Source organism: Pseudomonas kribbensis (assembly GCF_003352185.1).
Classification (GTDB): Bacteria; Pseudomonadota; Gammaproteobacteria; order Pseudomonadales; family Pseudomonadaceae; genus Aquipseudomonas; species Aquipseudomonas kribbensis.
Genome location: NZ_CP029608.1, coordinates 2,594,469 through 2,614,767, shown reverse-complemented (window position 1 = coordinate 2,614,767; position 20,299 = coordinate 2,594,469). Strand labels below are relative to the sequence as shown.

Sequence of the window (20,299 nt, the reverse complement as noted above, 5' to 3'; positions counted from 1 at the left end):
GTTGAAGGGCTTGCGTTGAAGGGCTTAGCGTTGAAGGAATTGCCGATTGAAGGGCTAGCGCGCGGCCTGAGCCGTGGTTTTCTGCACAGCCGCGCGCAGTGGCCGGAAGGCTTCGCGCAGTTCTTCGCTGAACAATTGCGGTTGCTCCCATGCCGCAAAGTGGCCGCCCTTGCTGACTTCACTGAAGTAGGCCAGCGATGGATAGGCACGTTGCGACCAGACTTTCGGCGCACGGTAGATTTCGTGGGGGAACACGGTGATCGCCACCGGCACCTTGATGTCCGCGGTCTTTTGCGCGGCGGCACTGAAGTTATTGTTGTTGTTCTCCCAGTAGAAACGGGAGGACGAGGCGCCGCTGTCTGTCAGCCAGTACAGGCTGATGTCGTCGAGCATTTCATCGCGGCTCAGCACCTTCTCGGGCTGACCGTCGCTGTCGGTCCAGGCGGCGAATTTTTCATACATCCACGCCGCCGTGCCGGCAGGCGAATCCGCCAGCAGATAACCGATGGTCTGTGGCCGGGTCACCATCATTGCGCCATAGGCCGCGTTGCGCCCGAAGAACTTGCTGAGCGAGTTGAACGCCGTCAGTTCCGGGCCGCTCAGCCCTGCCGGAGCCGGGTCTCCGCCATTGATCGGCTTGACCAGTTCCGGTGGCACGGTGGCGGGCATGTTCAAGTGAATGCCCAGCAAACCGGGCGGTGCCAGACGACCCAGCGCATCAGAGATCACCGAACCGTGGTCGCCCCCCTGAGACACGTAGTGGGTGTAACCCAGGCGTTTCATCAGCACATCCCAGGCCTTCGCCACCCGATCCGGGCCCCAGCCGAGCTCGGTCGGCTTGCCGGAAAAACCGTGACCGGGAATCGACGGAATCACCACATCGAACGAGTCCTCTACTTTGCCGCCATAGGCCACGGGATCGGTCAGCGGGCCGATGGTCTTGAGGAACTCGAATTGCGAACCCGGCCAGCCATGGGTGAGGATCAGCGGCATCGCGTTGGGGTTGCGTGAGCGCACGTGGATGAACTGAATGTCGACGCCATCGATCGTGGTCACGAACTCCGGCAAGGCGTTGAGTTTCGCCTCTGCCTTGCGCCAGTCGTAACCGCTGCCCCAGTACTTCACCAGGGCCTCGACCTGCGCCAGTTGCACACCCTGGGACACGTCGTTGACCGTTTCCTTGTCGGGCCAACGGGTGTCGGCAATGCGTTTGCGCAGATCAGTCAATTTCGCTTCATCCACATGAACGTGGTACGGGCGAATGGCTTGCGACGGATCGGTTGTCGGGCTGGTGGCCCAGGCGCCGCTGCTGCCTGCCAGCACGGCAAGGCCCAGGGCCCCTCTTCTGATGGCTGACGCCAGGCAATGGCGCCATGTGGAACCGCACGTAACCGCAACCATGTTGGATCTCCTTGTAGTCATTATTCGAAAGGCATCGCCAATCGGATCAGACCACCCCGCCACCCTCGCAGCGATTACACGATGGTGTCGGTCGGTACCTTGGTATGACGCGCAAAATCGCGCTCGAATTCAGCAGCGGTTAACGGGCAAAATGCGGCGGGGATACGGCTCGGCGAGCCGGCCCATTCGAATGACCTGGCAGAACAAGGATTGCGGATGCGTGGGGAAACAGCGCTCGAGCGCCCGTGCGGCACGTCATCGACCACTTCGCAGTGGTGGGTGATCGGGCTGTGCATGCTGTTCAACGTGATCGACGGTCTGGACGTGATGGCCATGGCCTTCACCGCCAGCCGGGTGTCAGCGGAGTGGACGTTGAACGGCGCGCAAACGGGCCTGTTGTTGAGCGCCAGCCTGGTCGGGATGGCGCTCGGTTCGCTGCTGGCCGCGCCCAGGGCCGACCGCTTCGGGCGCAGGCCGTTATTGCTCACCGGCCTGCTGCTCGGCGGACTGAGCATGTTGCTGTCGTTCTGGAGCCAGGATCATCACGTATTGATGCTTTTGCGGTTGTTGACCGGCATCGGCACGGGGGCGGTGCTGGTAGGGGCGAACGTGCTGACGTTCGAGCACGCCAGCGCGCAGCGGCGCAATCTGGCCATCGCGTTGCAATCTCTCGCCTTCGCCATGGGCGCCAGCCTGGGCGGCGTGCTGGCTCACGTATTGAATGATTTCATGGGCTGGCGGTATGTCTTTCTCGCGGGAGGCTGTATCACGCTGGCGGCAGCGTTGGCGGGCGTCTTCTGGCTGCGAGAGTCGCCGTCATTTCTGGCACTTGAACGCCGTGGGCCTGTCACGCCAGCGTCGCCAGACAATGCCCGCCGACCGTTTTCGTCCGGTCAATGGCAACAGACCACGTCTCTGGCGCTGGCACTCTTTCTGTTGATGTTCTGCTATTACTTCGTGATGAGCTGGACCCCGAGTCTTCTGGTGCACAACGGTTTTACCGATCGGCAAGGCGCCCGGATCGGCGTTCTGCTGGCGTCGGGGGGCATGCTCGGCGCCCTGTTACTGGGACTGGCGGCCAATCGGTATGGCTGCCGGCGATTGTCGTCGGGTTTCCTGCTGCTCAACGCTGCCCTGCTGCCACTGATGGTGCCGGCCTCGCACGTGCCCGGTCTGGCCGCGCTCGTGGCCGTCACGCTTGGCCTGATGCTCAACGGTGCGGTCGCCGCCCTGTATGTCCTGGCCCCTCAGGCGTTCTGCACGTCAGTCCGTACGACCGGCGTCGGCGTGGTGCTGGCGATGGGGCGCCTGGGGGCGATCATTTCGCCGATAGTCGCCGGTTTTCTGCTGGATGCCCGATGGACCGCGCAAGAGCTGTTCACGTTCTTCGCCGGCAGCCAGCTGTTGGCAGCGCTGCTGATCTGGCGTGGCACTAAGGAACAATGATCAGCTTGCCCGTCGTATTGCGCGACTCGATATCGCGATGGGCCTGCTGCGCGCCGTCCAGTGAATAACGCTGGCCGATGAAGGTTTTCAGTTTGCCGGTGCTGACCCACGCGAACAGTTGCCGGGACTTTTCCAGCAGGAGCTCGCGGTTGCGCACGTAGTGCATGACCGAGGGATACGTCAGCTTGATACTGCGCGGCACGCTGAAGATATCGATCGGCGGGATCGGGTCCATGAACGGCCCGTACAAGGCCAGGGTGCCGAAATGGTCCAGCAGGCTCAACGATTCGGCGAAGCCCTCCGCCCCTGTGCCGTCGTACACCACACTCACCCGCTGCCCCTCCGTCAGGCGCATGACCTGTCCGGCAATGTTGTGCGCCCGCCCGATCACTACGTAGTCAGCCCCGGCCGCGAGCACCGCCTCCACCTTGTCGGCCTGGGACACCCGGCCAATGACCTTGCCGCCCCGCAGTTTGATCAACTGAGTCAGCATCAGCCCCACGCCCCCCGCCGCCGCGTGCACGAATGCCACATCGCCCGGCTGGATCGCATGCACCTTGTCCACCAGATTGCTGGCGGTCAGACCCTGCATCATCAGGCTGGCGGCGGTGCTGAAGTCGATCTCGTCGGGCAACGGCACCAACTGACTGACCGGGGCGATCACCTGTTCGGCGTAGCTGCCCGGCACGTAATGCCAGGCTACGCGGTCACCGACACCGAACTCCGTCACCTGCGGGCCGGTGGCCAGGACGATACCGGCGCCTTCCGCACCCGGCGTCAGCGGCAGCTCCCAGGCAGCGCCGAGGCCGCGACGGACACCGGTGTCCATGAAATTGATACCCGCCGCCATGACCTTGACCAGGACTTGTCCGGGTCCCGGTTCAGCCAGTTGAATGTCTTGCACCGTCAAGACTTCGGGCCCGCCAAAGGCCTGGATCACGACTGCTTTCATTGTGTTCTGCCCTGCCACAGGGACGACCTGTCCTGCTGCCGTTCGGGTGGCAGGAGCGCGGACGTCACGTTGTCTTCATTCAATCGTCGGAAGACGTTGAAACCAGCGCCAAGGGTGGCCGGGTGGTGTATCCGCGCAGTTTCGCGAACAGGCTCATTTGCATGTTTGTGTGGCTTGAGGGGCCGTAGATACAGTGGCTTACAAAAGCCCCGGGCGGTCTGTGATGCGCATCGCAATGCGTGAGGGCGGCCGATATTCGCGGAAAGCGACACCAAAGTATGATGGGCGAGTGCCATCAGAAGGCGCATCTTTGTTCAACGGTGACTGCACAATGAGAATCGACATGGCGAACGAGCGGGAGCGCGTCATCGAAGACGGTCCGGGCCACGTCAATGACAGGGGCCTGCCAATGCCTGAGGCCGACTCGATCATCGACAGCATTCCGGCCATGGTCGCCTTCATGACACCGTCCGGTGAGCTGGAGCAGGTCAACCGGCAAATCCTGGACTACATCGGCATCCCCCTCGATGAACTGAAAAACTGGCAGGCCAGCGACACCCTGCACCCGGACGATCTGCCATCGGTCAGCGCGGCGTGGATGCATTCGGTCAGCACCGGCACACCTTACGATATCGAGCATCGGATTCGGCGCGCCGACGGTGTCTATCGCTGGTTTCACGTGCGCGGCCTGCCGGTCAGGAACAGCGAAGGCACCATCACTCGCTGGTGCGTGTTGCAGGTCGATATCGATGAGCGCCGACGGGACAAGGTCTTGATCGCCAAAGCCCTCGCGGAGGTCAGCAGCTCGGAGGAGCGCCTGCGCGGCATCATCGATGCCGTTCCCGGGTTCGTCTGGAGCGCGTCCCCCGAAGGCAGTGTCGGATTCGTCAACCGGCGGTGGTGCGATTACACCGGCATGTCGCTCGAAGAGGCGTGCGGCGATGGCTGGGTGGCATCGATCCATCCCGACGACGCTCCCGGACTGGGCGGTTACTGGCAGGCGCTTCTGCACTCGGGCGATGCCGGTGAGTACGAGGCTCGCCTGAAACGCTTCGACGGCATTTATCGCTGGTTTCTGATCCGCGCCGTCCCCCAGCGCGATGAGACGGGCCGGATCGTGCGCTGGTATGGCGAAAACACCGACATCGAAGACCGCAAGCAGGCGGAAGCCTTTCTGGCCAAGGCCCGTTCCGAACTGACGCATCTGGCCAGAGTCGCCAGCCTGGGGGCGGTCACCGCGTCCATTGCCCATGAGGTCAATCAGCCGCTGGCCGGTATCATCACCAACGCCAGTACCTGCCTGCGCATGCTCGGAGCCGATCCGCCGAATGTCGACGGAGCCCTGGAAACCGCGCGCCGCACCATTCGCGACGGCAATCGCGCGGCCGATGTGATCAATCGCTTGCGAGCGTTGTTCTCGAAAAAAAGCATCACGATTGAAAACGTCGACCTCAATGACGCCGCACGGGAAGTCATTGCCATGCTGCTGGGCGAGCTGCAACGCAACGGCGTGGTGCTTCATCCTCGATTCGCCGAGGCCCTGCCGCCGGTCAGGGGCGACCGGGTCCAGCTTCAACAGGTGATCCTCAACCTGATCATGAACGCCGTCGAGGCCATGAGCAGCATCACCGGTCGCGCCAGAGAATTGATCGTCAGCACCGGCCAGGAACAAGACCGGAGCGTTTATCTGGCGGTAAAGGACAGCGGCACCGGGGTCGATCCACAGGACATGGAACGGATTTTCAATGCCTTCTACACCACCAAAAGCTCGGGCATGGGGGTCGGTCTGTCGATCAGTCGCTCCATCATCGAACACCACGACGGGCAGCTCCGGGCCTCTGCTCACGACGGTCCGGGTGCGACGTTCGCCTTTTCAATCCCGAATGCCGACAACCGCGAGGCCTGTGATCGCGTCATGGAGAATCACTGATGGGTAAGTACTTGCTCGTATCGGTTGTCGATGATGACGAGTCGGTTCGTGAATCGTTGCCTGACCTGATCAGGGAGTTCGGATTCGCTGTCCAGGCGTTCGCCTCGGCGCAGGGGTTTCTGGCCTCGCCTTATCTCGGCCTGACCGATTGCCTGATTCTCGATGTCGCCATGCCGGGCATGTCCGGGCCGGATCTGCACAAGGAACTGCTGCGACGCGGCTATCGCATTCCGGTGATTTTCATCACCGCTCACGCCGACGCCAGCCAACAGGCAAAGCTGTTGAACACCGGCGCGGTGGAGTGTCTGTTCAAGCCCTTCAGTGAAGCGCAACTGATCAAGGCCCTGAGCGCTGCCCTGCCCCTCGACTGAACGCGAAGCGGTAAAGAAAAGGAATCGACATGTTGAACTCGAATCACACAGTGTCCCCCCGCCACGGAGCATTGCCGATGAGTGATGTCACGCCTGTGGTGTTCGTTGTGGATGACGACATCTCCGTGCGCGAGTCGCTGGAGCTGATGATCCGATGCGCCGGCTGGCAGCCACGACTCTTCGAATCCGCGCAGGATTTTCTCGCCGAGCCCCGCGCGCGGGTACCCAGTTGTCTGGTACTGGATATCAACCTGCCTGACCTGAACGGTCTGGATCTGCAGACGTACCTGGCTGACGAGCGCTACAACATGCCGATCATCTTCATCACCGGGTACGGAGACATTCCGCGCACGGTGCGGGCCTTGAAAGCCGGTGCGGTGGAGTTTCTGACCAAGCCGTTCAACGATGATGAGCTGCTGACCGCCATGGGCGATGCGCTCGAAGGCAGCCGTGCGGCTCTGGAGGGGGAAAAAGCCCTGTGTTCCGTGCTGGAGGCCTACAAGACCCTGACGCCCCGCGAACAGGAAATCATGGCCGCGGTGGTCAGTGGTCGGCTGAACAAGTTGATCGCCGCAGACCTCGAGATCAGCGAGATCACGGTGAAGGCCCACCGGGGCAAGGTCATGCGCAAGATGAAGGCCCGTTCGCTGGCAGATCTGGTGAAAATGGCGGCGCTGATCACCCCTGCGTGATGCGAAGGCTTTGCCAGAGGTTTTCCAGCCGGCGCAGGTCAAGGGTGTCGAAGCCCTCCGAGACCTGCTCGCGACACGCGCCGAGCAACGCCTTGGCCTGCTCCGCCCTTCCCTGTTCCAGCCAGAGCCTGGCCAGATCCATCGAAGTCCTCAACTCCCAGGCCCAGGCTCCCTGATCGCGACTCAGCGCGATGGACGCCTCAAGAAGAGCCGTGATGGCCTGAACGTTTTCGCCATCGATTTCCTTGAGAATTCCGGCCTTGATCCGCAGCAGTTCCGGCAGCGCGAAGGCGTCGCCGCTCTGACGACAGTGATCGATGGTGCCGTCGACCAGCACCAGCGCGTTCGCGTATTGCCCACCCAGAATCAGGCCCTCGGCCAGCGCGATTTCAAACGATGTCGTGAGCAGTTCGTAGCGCATGCCACGCAGCCGCGCCAGGCTTTCCTCCAGCAGCGGCACCGCATCGCCGGGCTGTTCGGCGCGGATCGCAATCGCCGCCCGCAAGCCATGGGCGGCGGCAATATAGGGGCCCAGGGCATTGGTCTCGGCCACGGCACTGAACCGTTCAAGGCTGGCGGCCGCTTTCTCCAGATCGCCGGTCCAGATGTAGATGCACAGAATCCAGACCATGGCGATGCAGTAGGTGACCGGATGCTGCAGCGCCGACGCTTCGGCCTCTATCAGTTCAGCCCAGTGCCGGGCCTGATCGGGAAAGCCCTGCAACCACAACGAACGGGCCAGTGCCAGCCCGGTGCGATTGCGGTGATCGAAGCCGTAATAGATGGTGTGGCTGGGATGGGACGGCAAACTGTTGCGCAGCGAGCGTTCCAGCTCCTGGCGCGCCAGACGCTGATCGCCCAGCAGATGATGGGAGATGCCGGTCAGCGATGAAGCGATTGCGATGGCCGCCGGCTGATTCAGGAGGTTGCCGACCACGGCTGCCTGCTCCGCCCACGCCAGCGAAGAAGGGAAATCACCAATGCGTTCGTAGAAAATCTGCAAGCGGCCAAGCAGCCTCAACTGCGACCCGTGGTCAGCCAGCGCAACGGCGATGTCCAGCGCCCGGAGCAAGGCTTTCTCGGCCGCTTCGCTGTTGCCCTGAGTGAACATCAGCACCAGCCCGAGCGCCGCCTGCAATTCCATTTCGGTCGACGTGCCGTAGTATCCCAGCTCGAGCAGTTCCACGGCCCGGGCACACCAGGTCCGGCACTCGACCAGCAAGGAAAAATGCAAAAACAAGGGTGCACTCGCCGCTGCCAGGGGCAACGCCAGGCCCGGATCGCCATGGGGCCCGAAGCTCCACTCCAGCGCACTGCGCACGTTGCCCAACTGACTGGCAAGGCGCGCAAAGTTGCGGAAAAACTCATCGGGCGAGTTGCCGGGATGGCCCAGCAGATCCATGTAATACGCCGCATGCCTGAAGGCCAGCGAGTTCACTTCGGCGTCACCCCGGGCCGCCAGTTTTTCCCGGGCGTAGGCGCGTGTCATCTCGAGCAGCCGATAGGAATCCGTCGAATCACTGTGATCGACCGTGACCAGCCCCTTGCACACCAGATCATCGAGGATCGCCGCCACCGCAGGGCCTTCGGACTGGGACTCGGCAACCACCTGGGACGCCGCCTCTTGAGAGAACGGCCCGACAAACACCGACAACCGCTCCAGCGCCAGACGCTCCGGCGCCGACAACAGGTCGTAACTCCAGTCGAGCATGGAACGCAGCGTCTGATGCCGCGGGACCGCAGTCCGGCGCCCCGACCAGCCCAGTGAAAACCGCTCGCCGAGCAAGGCGTGCGTGGCCTTCAGGCCGTGGCTGGCGACCCGCATCGCCGCCAGTTCGATCGGCAGGGCCATGCCCTCCAGGCGCTGGCAAATGTCCGCGATCATTTGCCCGCCATCCGCCTCCAGCAGCAACGCCGCATTGCTCGACGACGCGCGCTCGACAAACAGTTTGATCGCGGCGAATGCCAGCAGCTCCTGAGTGGACAGGTGCCGGGGCTCGCGAGGAAACTCCAGCGGATTGAGCCAATGCACATATTCGCCACGCACCCGCAACGGCTCGCGACTGGTGGCCAGAATGCCCACGTCGGGCGCGCTGTCGCTGATCTGTTCCAGAAGGGTCGAAACGGCGTCGATCAGGTGTTCGCAATTGTCGATGACCAGCATCAGCCGCTGTTCGCGCAAATGCGCCAGCAACACGAACATCGGATCTTCGGCCTGCACGGCGATTTCCAGCGACCTGGCCAGTGCTGAAGGCACCAGCGTGCTGTCTTCCACCTGGGCCAGGTCGACGAAGCAGACGCGTTCGTAACCCTGGGCGGCGATGCGATGCGCCACTTCGATGGCGAGGCTGGTCTTGCCGACACCGCCGGGACCGACGAGGGTAAACAACCTGGGCTGCTGCAGGTGATCGACGACCAATTGCAGGTCGGTTTCGCGACCGATCAACTTCGCCCGCGGCGGCAAACTGCAAGCTGCCCTGAGATGCCCGGTCTCGGTGGGCGTCGGCTGAACCCCGGACAGTTGCCTTTCCAGCGGCGCCACGAAGGCATAACCCACACCCACCTGGGTCGCGATATAACGCGCGTGCTCCTCGCCATCCCCGAGAATCCGCCGCAGGCCCGTCATGTGAAAGCGCAGACTGCCTTCGGCGACCACGCTGTCGGGCCACACCTTTTCGATCAGATCGTATTTGGACAGCACCCGCCCCGGCTGCTCGAGCAAGGCAATCAGCAGATCCAGCGCCCGACCGCCGATCTCCACGGCAACCCCGTTTCTGGTCAGCAGCCTTTTGCCTGGAACGACGCAAAACGGCCCGAACACGAACCGGGTCATGAGTGATTCATGCAAAGCGTCTGGAATAGACTCCACGAGGGGCGATCTCACTGGGAAACGAAGGGGGCGTCGCCGGTTGCAAGTCACAGGCGCAGGCCCTTTGCATCATAGGAGTTTTGCACGGTCGTTCAAGCCTGACGCGTGCGGAGTGAGAACTTCAGCCGGTAATTTCGGCGCCTATGTTCGTAGCCCCCTTCGTTCGCAAATCGATGCCTGCGTCGAACGTCAGTCGCGATAGCGAGCAGCCGACTCACTGCGCGACAGATCAGGCATCAGCTTCTGGCGCGCCGCCTCGTAGGCATTCCAGTCGGCGATTTCAGGAAGAGCCGGAATGGTAACGAACTCGCCTTGGTCGAGGCCGGACAGCGAAGCGTCCACCATATCGTCCGCCCGCATCACAATGGCCTCCGGAAGATGCTCCAGCGGTGTCCCGGCCACGCTCCAGAATTCGGTGGCCGTCGCGCCGGGCAGCACCACCTGGACCCGGACATTTTTGTCCGCCAGTTCATGACGCAAGGATTGGCTGAACGCCAGGACGAAAGCCTTGGAGCCGCCGTAAACGCCGTTCAACACCTCCGGGGCGATGGCCACGATCGAGGCAATGTTGATCAGCGTGCCACCGCCACGGGCGACGAAACCCGGAACCGCCGCGTAAGTCAGCCGCATCAGCACGTTCACGTTGAGCGTGAGCAAGTCGTCGAGCTTGTCGACGTCCGACTCAAGCAACGGATGAGTCGCGCCAACTCCGGCATTGTTCACCAGCAAAGAAATGTTGGCGTCCGTTTTGAGGCGATCTTCGACCCTTGCCAGATCGGCCCGGTCGGAGAGATCGGCCGCCAGAACTTCAACGTGGCGGCCGGTTTCTTCGTTCAGGCGCTTGGCCAGGACATTCAGGCGGTCGCGATTGCGCGCGACCAGGATCAGGTCATGGCCACGGCGGGCCAGGCGTTCAGCGTAGATGGCACCGATGCCGGACGAAGCGCCGGTGATCAGGGCGGTACCGAGGCGGGATTGAGTCATGTCGAGTCTCCAGGGTTGTGGGAAGTGCTGGAGAACAGGATGCGACGGCTTGGCCATATCTCAAATGACGTATATGGTATTGATTCAGGACATCCGAGAAATCACCATGCATCGTATCGGCTACTTGCTCACCGACGGTTTCCAGGTGCTCTCCCTGGCGACTCAAGCCGTTTTCGAGTTCGCCAATCAGATCGCCGAAGCGCCCTTCTACAGCATCGAAAACTTCTCGCCGGACGGCGGCATGGTGCGCTCCTCACTGGGGCTGGCCATGGAAACCCGCCCGCTCGAGGCACCCGGGCTGGCGGACACCTGGATCGTTGTCGGGGTCAACGATCCGGTAAAAACCGAAACGACCTCTGCTGTACTCGACTTCGTGCGCCAGGCCGGCAATCAGGCACGGCGCACTGTCGGCATCTGCACCGGCGGCTTCATCCTCGCCGAAGCCGGCCTGCTGACCGGACGCCGCGCCACGACCCACTGGGCCTACGCGCAGGCCTTGCAGAAACGCCATCCCGAAATCAGTGTCGACGTCGACCGCATCTATATCGTCGACGGCCCCTTCTGGACTTCCGCGGGCATGACCGCCGGCCTCGACCTCGCGGTCGGCATGGTGGAGAAAGATCTGGGCGCCGAGGTCGCCCGCTCGGTGGCACACAAACTGGTGATGCACCAGCACCGCTCCGGCGGCCAGTCGCAGCATTCGGAAATGCTCGACCTCGCACCCAAGTCCGACCGCATCCAAAGCGCACTGAACTATGCGCGGCAACATTTGAGCCGAGCGCTCAGCGTCGAAGAACTGGCCGGCGTGGCACACCTGAGCCCTCGCCAGTTCACCCGCATATTCAGCGCAGAAACCGGCCAATCCCCCGCCAAAGCCATCGAGGGTCTGCGCCTGGAGGCCGCTCGGTTGATGATTGAACAGAGCCGGCATTCCCTCGACGTGGTCGCCAGCGAATCCGGCTTTCGCGACCGGCGCCATATGCGGGAAGCGTTTATCCGAGGCTTCGGCGTGCCTCCGCAGGCGGTGCGGCGGGATGCGCGGCAAGTGGTGGCCAAGCGGGGAGAAAGTTTAGATATCGCGGACTGACGAGGCGTCTCCCTTTGTTCGAACATTGAGAGGTGCAAAAAAACATGGCCGAGGTCGTCAGTTACACCTGACAACCTCGGCCATTTTCTTTTCGGCTATTGAGCGACAGCAATCAGCCGATCACGTTTTCACCTCAACATGATCCAACGCCTGATTCACTGCCAGCCCCGCGACCATCACCACTTGCGCAATGCCCAGCGCCGTTTTTCGGTGGCCGGGTTCCAGGATCGCGGCGAAGTTGCTGAGCATTTCGCTGGCGGAATCGAGGGATTCGCTGGCATTGGCCAGGAGGGACTCGCTGTTGTAGGCCGGGTTGGCCAGGAACATGGGGTCGTGCTTGGTGTGACTGCCCATGATGCGTTGTTGCGGGGTGAGGTAATGATCGAGGGCGCGTTCGGCGGCTTCGTTGAGGGTGCGGGAATCGGGGAACTGGTAGGGGGAAACCGGGTCGGTTTCGGGTGGGTTGGGTGTTGGCTTGATCATAGATGTAACTCCATATGGGACTTAAGGAGCCATCACTCTCGCTACCAAACGAGGGGTGGTGGCCATACGAAGGTTGGTAGACCGGCCCATATGGAAAATCCGGCGCGCCCGAAGACGCCCTGCGCATGGCCACCATAAGTCAGATACCGAAAAGGCATCCGCGCTAGGTGACGTTATGCGTCATATGGGGAACCGGGCTACCAAACCCGATCACTGTTTTTCAGTGACCATGGAACGATAAAACCCACGCCCTAGACGCACAAGCCGGCGGATTCTGGCGTAGTCGTAGGCAATGACGCAAGGAGATGTAGCCTTGAGGAAGTAACGGTAGGTGTCTTTTAAACAGGTTTTTTTGGGGTGGTTAAACGGGTGAATCAAGAGCGGCTTTCACCCTTTGTTTTTGAAAGATCTCGGTGGAGGGATGGTCTGTCTATCGCCATCGCGTTTACCCTCAGTCAAGGCTCACCTGAATCAGGAAAGAAATGAAGCTCACCAAGGAAATCACCGCAGCCTTCCCCGTCAGCAATCCGATGCCACCACTACTGGAGCAAGCCCTTCAGCTATTGGAAGAACACGGCTGTGTCCGGACACACCGCGACGGCGAGCGCTACATGACCCTGCATCCGGAACCTGAAAACAGCGATATCGCCACGACAACTTTCTACGTTCCGGATCCTGCCTTTACCGCGCTATGGACCCGTAGTGACGACCCCGAAGTGAATCACCGACTAACGATATTCTTGAGAACCGGAGGTGACGGTTCGTGGGCCGGACTGTGGCTGGACGACAACGGGCAGCAACGAATTGTCCATCTGGGTTCGGGGTCAGGATCCGACATGCTCTGTGTGCTGACCGATAACGTGCAGGATCTATTGCGCCTGCTGGCGATCGGGTACGACGAACTCTGCTGGCCAGAGCAGTTCCAGCTGACGCCTGAAGAAGTGCGTGAAAAAGAATACGGGGATGACGACTACCCGCCCCCGCCGCTTCTGTTGCGGGCCCATGTGGAGCGGACACTTGGATTGAGCATTCCGGCGAGAGCGTCGGAGGTTGTTCGCGATACTGAAAGCATGGATGCGCAGGAATCGAACGATCCATTTTGGAATTGGCTGAAGCGGGTTGGTGGGGAGTAATCGTTTTTGTTCGGGCGTCAGCTTTCAGCCAAGTCAACCTTAGCTTCCCAAGCGCGTGCGCAAAGACCAGGTTTTGGGCAACAATCGACCAGGCGTGAGCGAACCGCAGGTCACCGTAATTGAAGGATTTTTTTATGAACCACCTTAATAACGACTTGAGGGCCGATTTCGTAGAGGCAGTTGAGGAAATCTCGACCCTGATGTCCGAAGCATACGAACAACTCGGTCTTGTACCGGACGACCATGCGTTAGCTCAGGCAGGTTTAGAGAATGGGAGTGAGATCGTTCTGGATTATGTAGATCACAACGAGGCTGGATTAGCGTTCGAACACCTGCTTTACATGATAAATGAGCCACCGCTCCTTATTTCTGAAAAATGCATAAGCGTTTTGGCTCGGATCGCAAAGACCTTGAATATTCCGTTCAGGGATGACGAGGATTAACTCGCCCGAAGGGCTGCTATGGGTCGACTGCTTGTAAAAAATGGGACTGAGTTATTTTCCAAAAATAAATCAGTCCCCTTTTCTCTTCAAAAATAAATCAGTCCCCTTTTCTCTTCACAGCCGCTTTCCCAAAAGTGAACGTGCGTTTTGCAGGTCCAGGACAGCTCTTGTAGGGGATGAAGAGTGTCGGCTAGACATCGGGCACCTCTGTACAGGTCGAAAGAGAAGCAGATACTACACAAGCGCCGTTACGTCCGCTTCTGGCCGTTTTCTACCCTCCACGAACGGCACAGATTGGCCAGAAGCAGACGTGCGCAAGTGACGACTAACGGCCAGAAGCGGACATTCGAACTCGAGACAATACGATGAATAAGAAAGCAAGAATGACTGCATTTCTGCTCAGTAAAGTAGCAGCCCAACCTGTGCCTGGCCGGACGTTTGACCCTGATCGTATGACCCGAATCCCCGATTGTCATTCGATCGTCGAAGTACTTCGCCTCATCAAACATGGCGGGCCAGAATGGGCACATCGTTACGTCACGATGTACTTTTCCGGTCCATCGAATGCTTGGGCTCTGGTGTACTCGCTTCAGGACACCAGCGCCCCGTACTTTGATTTCATGTACACCTGCAAAGAGCCGCCTCAGAAGGCCCTGTCCGCACTGCTAGGGAAGTATCCACAGTGTTCTGTCATCGACTGGTCCCCCGGACGTCTGGCCTGCATCGAAGCTCAGGGGGTAGATGTTGATACTCTTGCTGAAATAATCCGGGATGTAACTGAAGCTGCTTGGGATGAGCACATCATGTTCGTCAATGCTTCGTACGAGGAAATGGGTAGAGCGTGACCCAAGAGCGGGCGATCGACCTTAACTTCCTATTTTCGGCCGTCACTTATCTGTCATAGCTTTATCGGAACGCTTATAGGCGGATGTACAAAAAATCAAACCATACGGCGCGCTGTCCCATCCGCCTGGAAGCAATGGCCTGTCTGTTGCGATAGGTAGCCGCTAGCTATCAGCGTGCCATTCGTAACGGCCGCTTCTCGGCAACAGTCTGGGGTTCGACTTAATCCGCTTTCCGCCCTTGGCTGCAGCTCATGATGTCGTGTCCCAATAAAAATGGATGTACTCCTCTTCATACTCCGCGAACAGTGAAACGATGAACTCCGTCTTCATTGAATACATCAACAACGCTCCGATGAAGCCGCTCGGCTCGTGCAGCGGCTGTTTGAGGGGAGCAATCAAATCCCGCGCCTGATCCGCGACCATCTGATTGAAAACAGCTTCCGAAATTTCCTCAAACTTGGCGTCAGAAACGTAGCCCAGGAAGTAGCTTTCTCTATCGGGATGCCAAGCCACACATTCCGCATGAAGCCAGAATTTCAGTCCATTCTCGCCTTGCTGTTTGGGCGCGCGAGTTATGCGAATGGTCTCTTCAGAGTCGGGGTATTCAAAGGCTACTGCTGGATAGGTGACGTAATAGAGACCGCGACAACGACCGCACGCGTTCCAATAAGTCATTCCTTCCCCGGAGAGCTTGTCAAAATCGCTTCTGTTAAACATGGAAAAACCTAATGCGGAAAAGGGATCGGAAAAGGGGACGAATTTATTTTCAGAAAACGAATTCTAATCAAAAAAGAGAAAATAAATAGAAAATAAATCAGTCCCCTTTTCCGCGCTTTTTTCCGCGTCCCCTTTTCCGCCTTTTCAGAATCCGCCTCCGTCCTCGATGAGCCTTGGACAATCAAACGGGTATCCATGCTTCCCTACGGCATCAGGCAATACATAATTCGACGCGGTCGCGCCGCTTTGACTGATAAACCGTGCAAAGCAGGGATTGTTGTGGAGTAGTACTCGGCTCGCTTTCTCTAACGCCTTAAGTTCGTCCGTGCTGAGAGTGAATCCCATACCAATCGCCTTGAGGTCGTGACGAAGACTATCTTCCGAGTCAGGTATTAGATCAAAATCGATTTGAGTCTTCAGAATCATGCCGTCTTTTACGTATTTCCCCCCACTAACATCCGAGGCCCAAGCAACGTCAGACATAAATGACGAAAGCGAAGTCGTCGAGTCAATTGGTATCCCAGTCACAATACCGACCATTGGTACTAGACCAGGGCTACCGCGATGAGCATCTAGCGAAGGGTCACCTGGCTCGGATCGCGCGTTTACCTCGATAATCAATATTTGTCGGATAGTGGGCATATGCGGATTGTTTGTAGGAATCAACTCTGAAATCGAACCCATATCATCTATATCAACTACCTCAGCGATTGCACGTGCCCCAAGATTGTCAACCATTCCTCCATCAGCAAGATGAAGATATTGTGGACGTCTCCTGACTAAATTATTGTCGATCCCATCATACGCAATAACAAACTGTTCACGATAGCGCGCTTCTGCTGCTGCGCTTGCCCATAGATACCATCCTGTATCACCAGTATTGGAGTCCTTATAGCCTTGCAGACCACATGTATCCCAGTGATTTTTCAGCTCCAAATCAGTCAAGACAAAGGGGAGTGCTGAAGAGGCTGCCATACCACTTGATATGGGCATTTTTCCAACATCTGTGCAAATAAGATTAAAGTCATGCTGCGTAAACCTGAATACGTGGCCTCCAACAACATCTGTTGAGTTAAAGACAAAAAATGGCGCGTCGGGCTTTTTGAGCAGCTGGTCAAACGTCAATTGGTTCAGAGCAAAGCGCTTTTCCATGTAGTCTTGCAAGATCGCCGACCGATCATTGATTAGTCTCGGACCTAGTCCTGAGAAGAAGAGTCCGAGGCTGTTATTTTTTTCAAGAAAGTCGCGATGGAAATCAGCGTAATGATCGAATCCATGTGCAGCGATGTAACCTGCGGCGATACTGCCTCCGGATGTCGATGAAATTAGGATTATATTGTCGGTCAATGGGTGCCCATTGATTGTGAATTTTCGAAGCTCATTCAACGTTGATGCTGCTAGAGCTGCGGCCCGAATCCCACCACCTGAGAGTGTGACAATGATGAGGTCAGGTGTTAGGGCTGGATTATGGTCCTTGGAAACCCAGTTTGCGAAGGTGTAGGTAGTGGCATCGCCTAAAGGCTTGGAGACGGCGAAGCTATTTTCCTCGTTGATAATACGGGGGGAGCATGCTGGTAAGGTTGAGAGAAAAAATAAAGCTAAAAGGTAGTGACCTAGAGTTTTCAGTATCCTCAGGCAGGTAGATCCAGCGACACCTATATTTTTACTAACATATTACCCTCGCATTTTCTTGTTCCTTGATAGATCTACGATTTGAAAAGCATCGTTACTGACAAAAATTTTAGCTTGCTGGGTCAAGTCTGCGAACCTGCCGTCGAGCTAGCCTGCACACAGATCGTCTCCGACGACATGCTTTGGAAAAAGGCGGAAAAAGAGGGAAAAAGGGGCCTGATTTATTTTCTCGTTGTCCCAAGCCTAAATGATCTCGATGTCGAGGCCAGGGTAACTTACCTTCTCGACATGGCCCACATTGGCGACGCGGTGCTGCAAGCGACCGGCGCAGTGCGCATGAATTATGAAATTCTCTGCAACTCCGAACCAGAGCCGCATTGCCACCTTTTCCCCCGCTACGCCACAGAGCAGGAAGAAAAACGTAAGATGCCGGCCTGGTTCCACGACTGGAAAACAGCTCCTCTTTATACCGAACAAGAGCATGGCGGATTGCGCCTCAACATTGCGTGGTTGCTGGAAGTGAGGAGAAAATAGATTGATCGTGTCATCACGCCTCATAAAGACATGCCCTTGCGAAGATTGCGCCTCAGTAACAAAAAAGAAGCTCCGAAACATCCCCCGTCATCTCCGTGCACTGGAATACTGGGCGGCGAGTTCCATCCTCGCTTCGATGAGCACGAGCGCTACTCAAACTGGAAAATCCCGGTAATCAATACCCTCGTTGAAGGTCCGCAAACACGTATCGAAGTACAGGCCTTTTGTGTTCAGCAGTTGCTCGAAGCAGCGGCCCACCTTTCCCGAGCGGCAGTATGACCGTGAGTACTACATGAGCTTTCTGGGGCAGCAGAACTCGCTTGCCCCGATACACTTGAGCGAAAAATTCGCCTTAGATGTACCCGAGCAATTCATAGAGCATGGACATGATGTAACCCAGGACGATGATGAAGTCGAAGTTCACTGGTGGTGTATCGGGAGCGTGCTTGATCAATAGTTTGATCAAAAAAGGAGACTGCTTTACTCCAGGAAAAATAAATCAGCCCCCTTTTTTCGTCCCCTTTTTTCGCCTTTTTTCCCTTGCCCCCTTTTCTCCCTTTTTTCCAGTCTCCATCTACAGAAAAAGGCCTGACTCTCAAGAAGAAACGTCCTTAACGCTTCAAATCAAAAGCCGGGCCCATACATTAATACTAACTACTAATTCCTAGTATCGAATCCACCATAGATATTGGCGCTGCTTTGTGACGACCCTCGATTACTGTAGGTAGTGTCTTGTCCGCCATAAATATTGGCACTGCTTTGCGACGTACTGCCATTGCTGTAATGAGTATCCTGTCCGCCATAAATATTGGCACTGCTTTGCGAGGTAGTGCCATCGCTGTAGTGAGTATCCTGCCCGCCATAAATGTTTGCACTGCTTTGCGAGGTGCGGCCATTGCTATAATGGGTATCTTGTCCGCCATAAATATTCTTGCTGCTGGAAGAGGTAGTACCATCATCGTATCTACACTCGTACCCACCATAGATATTGGCACTGCAAGAATCCGCAAGAGCTTGATACAGCGGTAAAGCAGACAAGACCGCCCCCAGCAAAGCCATCTTAAGCTTCATGAAAACTCCCTGAAAGAAAACTCGATATCACCGGAAAGATCATAAGGTCGTGCGACCACGCACGAACACTTGAGTTATTGGCGAGCAAGAAAACATGAGGAATTTAGTGAATGAAGCTCCTTGATCAAGCCCTGAGATACTGGACCGCTATCGATAACCTTCAACCCGCGAAGGTAGCAACGTGCCATTATCTATACAGACTAAGCACTACACTCTAAGTTTCCGCGTGAAAAAAAATATTTTCAAACAGCAACGCGCGCGCTTCATGCAACTCCCTTACGGGTAATGGCACGACGCTCAAATGAAAGTTTGGGTTGTTAACAGCCCTGCAAAAAGCGCAAAAAAACTAAGAGTCATCCCCCCTATCAACCCTCAGCCAGCCTCCCCGCAACCCAATCCCGACTATACCCAACCACCCTCCCCGCCAACCCCACGGAAAATGAATCACCCCATGCGCCGTTTCCGGCAACAGATGCACCTCCACGTCCGCCGCCCGCCCCCAACGCTCAGCCAGTTCAAGCGTGTCATCCCTGAGCGGGTCCAGCTCCGCAGCAAACATCAACGCCGGCGGAAACCCGGTGAAGTCGCCGTACAGCGGAGACAACGGCGCCTGCCGGCGTCGTTCATCGCTCAATCCCGGCGTGAGCATTTGCAGCAAAAAAATGTAAAAAAATGGGGACGGATTTATTTTCCGAAAATAAATCCGTCCCCTTTTCTCGACAGCCATCAACCGATCATATCTTCACCTCGACATGATCCAGCGCCTGATTCACCGCCAGCCCCGCGACCATCACCACTTGCGCGATGCCCAGCGCCGTTTTGCGGTGGCCGGGCTCCAGGATCGCGGCGAAGTTGCTGAGCATTTCGCTGGCGGAATCGAGGGACTCGCTGGCATTGGCCAGGAGGGATTCGCTGTTGTAGGCCGGGTTGGCCAGGAACATGGGGTCGTGCTTGGTGTGACTGCCCATGATGCGTTGTTGCGGGGTGAGGTAATGGTCGAGGGCGCGTTCGGCGGCTTCGTTGAGGGTTCGGGAATCGGGGAATTGGTAGGGGGAAACCGGGTCGGTTTCTGGTGGATTGGGTGTTGGTTTGATCATAGATGTAACTCCAGGGTGAGAAAGTGGAGCCATCAACCTCGCTACCAAACGAGGGTGGTGGCCATACGGAGGTTGGTAGACCGGTCACCTGGATACCCGGCGCGCCCGAAGACGCCCTACGCATGGCCACCATAAAACAGAGGACGAAAGAACCCCTGCAAACTGGTGTTGCGATGCGACAGGTAAACCGGGCTACCAAACCCGATCACTGTTATTCAGTGACCCGGAAACGATAAATCCCGCGCCCCAGACGCACAAGCCGGCGGATTCTGGCGTAGTCGTAGGCAATGACGCAAGGTGATGTAGCCTTGAGGGCGTTACGGATGGTGTCTTTTAAACGGGGATTTTTGGGAGGGTTAAACGGGTGGATCAAGAGTGCTCTCACTCTTTGTTTTTGAGCGGCCGCTTTCGGCCAATAGCTGCCGGTCAAATCGGCTGCAAACGGCCAGAAGCAGAAGCAGAAGTAGGCATCAGCTCCGCATTTAACGGCTGGCAGCCGCCTTCCCTCATTTTCACTTCTTCAGACTTTCGTGCCAAAGGTACCATGCAGTAGTTGCTCGCTTTTTCAATCTTCGACTAGCGGCCCAAGCAGCTAAATCCCACTAACCTCGA

Annotated in this window: 19 protein-coding genes and 1 pseudogene; 10 read left to right on the top strand and 10 right to left on the bottom strand. The window is 57.9% G+C overall.

What is annotated here, in order from left to right:
- Positions 1–54 precede the first annotated feature (54 nt).
- Positions 55–1,401, bottom strand: a complete 1,347-nt coding sequence (locus DLD99_RS11960) for an epoxide hydrolase family protein (protein WP_114882343.1) — start codon at positions 1,399–1,401, stop codon at positions 55–57.
- Between the two features lie 216 nt (positions 1,402–1,617).
- On the opposite strand from DLD99_RS11960, the gene DLD99_RS11955 reads away from it, so the two are divergent.
- Complete coding sequence (locus DLD99_RS11955; protein WP_114882342.1) at positions 1,618–2,847, top strand: MFS transporter; 1,230 nt, start codon at positions 1,618–1,620, stop codon at positions 2,845–2,847.
- Here DLD99_RS11955 and DLD99_RS11950 read toward each other — a convergent pair.
- Complete coding sequence (locus tag DLD99_RS11950) at positions 2,834–3,799, bottom strand: quinone oxidoreductase family protein (RefSeq protein WP_167443769.1); 966 nt, start codon at positions 3,797–3,799, stop codon at positions 2,834–2,836. The genes DLD99_RS11955 and DLD99_RS11950 overlap by 14 nt on opposite strands.
- Before the next feature lie 343 nt (positions 3,800–4,142).
- Here DLD99_RS11950 and DLD99_RS11945 point away from each other — a divergent pair, with 343 nt between their 5' ends.
- The 3 genes from DLD99_RS11945 to DLD99_RS11935 all read left to right on the top strand — a co-directional run bounded on the left by DLD99_RS11945 (position 4,143) and on the right by DLD99_RS11935 (position 6,792).
- Positions 4,143–5,729, top strand: a complete 1,587-nt coding sequence (locus tag DLD99_RS11945) for a PAS domain-containing sensor histidine kinase (RefSeq protein ID WP_244220793.1) — start codon at positions 4,143–4,145, stop codon at positions 5,727–5,729.
- The gene (locus DLD99_RS11940) at positions 5,729–6,100 is read left to right on the top strand and encodes a response regulator (RefSeq protein ID WP_114882339.1); all 372 of its coding nucleotides are present in this window, start codon (positions 5,729–5,731) and stop codon (positions 6,098–6,100) included. The genes DLD99_RS11945 and DLD99_RS11940 overlap by 1 nt, the downstream gene beginning before the upstream one ends.
- A 77-nt stretch (positions 6,101–6,177) precedes the next feature.
- Positions 6,178–6,792, top strand: coding sequence for a response regulator transcription factor (locus DLD99_RS11935; protein ID WP_114882338.1), 615 nt, complete (start codon positions 6,178–6,180; stop codon positions 6,790–6,792).
- Here the strand turns inward: DLD99_RS11935 and DLD99_RS11930 are convergent.
- Both DLD99_RS11930 and DLD99_RS11925 read right to left on the bottom strand, forming a co-directional pair.
- Positions 6,779–9,661: an ATP-binding protein gene (locus DLD99_RS11930; RefSeq protein ID WP_114882337.1), complete on the bottom strand. Its 2,883-nt coding sequence runs from the start codon at positions 9,659–9,661 to the stop codon at positions 6,779–6,781. The two genes, DLD99_RS11935 and DLD99_RS11930, sit on opposite strands and share 14 nt — an antisense overlap.
- A 189-nt stretch (positions 9,662–9,850) precedes the next feature.
- Positions 9,851–10,645, bottom strand: coding sequence for an SDR family NAD(P)-dependent oxidoreductase (locus tag DLD99_RS11925; protein WP_114882336.1), 795 nt, complete (start codon positions 10,643–10,645; stop codon positions 9,851–9,853).
- Positions 10,646–10,751: 106 nt separating this feature from the next.
- Here DLD99_RS11925 and DLD99_RS11920 point away from each other — a divergent pair, with 106 nt between their 5' ends.
- Positions 10,752–11,732: a GlxA family transcriptional regulator gene (locus DLD99_RS11920; RefSeq protein WP_114886655.1), complete on the top strand. Its 981-nt coding sequence runs from the start codon at positions 10,752–10,754 to the stop codon at positions 11,730–11,732.
- A gap of 120 nt (positions 11,733–11,852) precedes the next feature.
- Here the strand turns inward: DLD99_RS11920 and DLD99_RS11915 are convergent, their stop codons facing one another.
- Positions 11,853–12,215 (bottom strand): DUF6124 family protein, encoded by a 363-nt coding sequence (locus tag DLD99_RS11915; protein ID WP_102621811.1) that lies wholly within the window; start codon positions 12,213–12,215, stop codon positions 11,853–11,855.
- A 482-nt stretch (positions 12,216–12,697) separates the two neighbouring features.
- Here DLD99_RS11915 and DLD99_RS11910 point away from each other — a divergent pair, with 482 nt between their 5' ends.
- From DLD99_RS11910 to DLD99_RS11900, 3 genes are all read left to right on the top strand, one after another.
- Positions 12,698–13,348, top strand: coding sequence for a hypothetical protein (locus DLD99_RS11910; protein ID WP_114882335.1), 651 nt, complete (start codon positions 12,698–12,700; stop codon positions 13,346–13,348).
- A 134-nt stretch (positions 13,349–13,482) separates the two neighbouring features.
- On the top strand, positions 13,483–13,791 hold the full coding sequence (locus DLD99_RS11905) for a MafI family immunity protein (protein WP_114882334.1): 309 nt from the start codon (positions 13,483–13,485) through the stop codon (positions 13,789–13,791).
- Between the two features lie 365 nt (positions 13,792–14,156).
- On the top strand, positions 14,157–14,636 hold the full coding sequence (locus DLD99_RS11900) for a hypothetical protein (RefSeq protein ID WP_167443768.1): 480 nt from the start codon (positions 14,157–14,159) through the stop codon (positions 14,634–14,636).
- 249 nt (positions 14,637–14,885) lie between these two features.
- On the opposite strand, the gene DLD99_RS11895 is transcribed toward DLD99_RS11900, so the two are convergent.
- Together DLD99_RS11895 and DLD99_RS11890 are read right to left on the bottom strand one after the other, a co-directional pair.
- Positions 14,886–15,353, bottom strand: coding sequence for a hypothetical protein (locus DLD99_RS11895; protein ID WP_114882332.1), 468 nt, complete (start codon positions 15,351–15,353; stop codon positions 14,886–14,888).
- 144 nt (positions 15,354–15,497) lie between these two features.
- The gene (locus DLD99_RS11890) at positions 15,498–16,739 is read right to left on the bottom strand and encodes a patatin-like phospholipase family protein (protein WP_244220792.1); all 1,242 of its coding nucleotides are present in this window, start codon (positions 16,737–16,739) and stop codon (positions 15,498–15,500) included.
- A gap of 423 nt (positions 16,740–17,162) precedes the next feature.
- Here DLD99_RS11890 and DLD99_RS11885 point away from each other — a divergent pair, with 423 nt between their 5' ends.
- Both DLD99_RS11885 and DLD99_RS29405 read left to right on the top strand, forming a co-directional pair.
- Positions 17,163–17,519 carry an HIT family protein gene (locus tag DLD99_RS11885; RefSeq protein WP_114886653.1) on the top strand — a complete coding sequence of 119 codons (357 nt, stop codon included), beginning with the start codon at positions 17,163–17,165 and terminating at the stop codon, positions 17,517–17,519.
- 30 nt (positions 17,520–17,549) lie between these two features.
- Positions 17,550–17,798 carry a DUF3916 domain-containing protein gene (locus tag DLD99_RS29405; protein WP_244220791.1) on the top strand — a complete coding sequence of 83 codons (249 nt, stop codon included), beginning with the start codon at positions 17,550–17,552 and terminating at the stop codon, positions 17,796–17,798.
- A gap of 378 nt (positions 17,799–18,176) precedes the next feature.
- Here DLD99_RS29405 and DLD99_RS11875 read toward each other — a convergent pair whose 3' ends face one another.
- The 3 genes and pseudogenes from DLD99_RS11875 to DLD99_RS11865 form a co-directional block, all read right to left on the bottom strand.
- Positions 18,177–18,590, bottom strand: coding sequence for a hypothetical protein (locus DLD99_RS11875; protein ID WP_114882330.1), 414 nt, complete (start codon positions 18,588–18,590; stop codon positions 18,177–18,179).
- Between the two features lie 365 nt (positions 18,591–18,955).
- A pseudogene (locus DLD99_RS11870) lies at positions 18,956–19,245 on the bottom strand (alpha/beta hydrolase); the annotation flags it as partial.
- A gap of 79 nt (positions 19,246–19,324) precedes the next feature.
- Positions 19,325–19,687 carry a DUF6124 family protein gene (locus DLD99_RS11865; protein WP_114882329.1) on the bottom strand — a complete coding sequence of 121 codons (363 nt, stop codon included), beginning with the start codon at positions 19,685–19,687 and terminating at the stop codon, positions 19,325–19,327.
- Positions 19,688–20,299 lie beyond the last annotated feature (612 nt).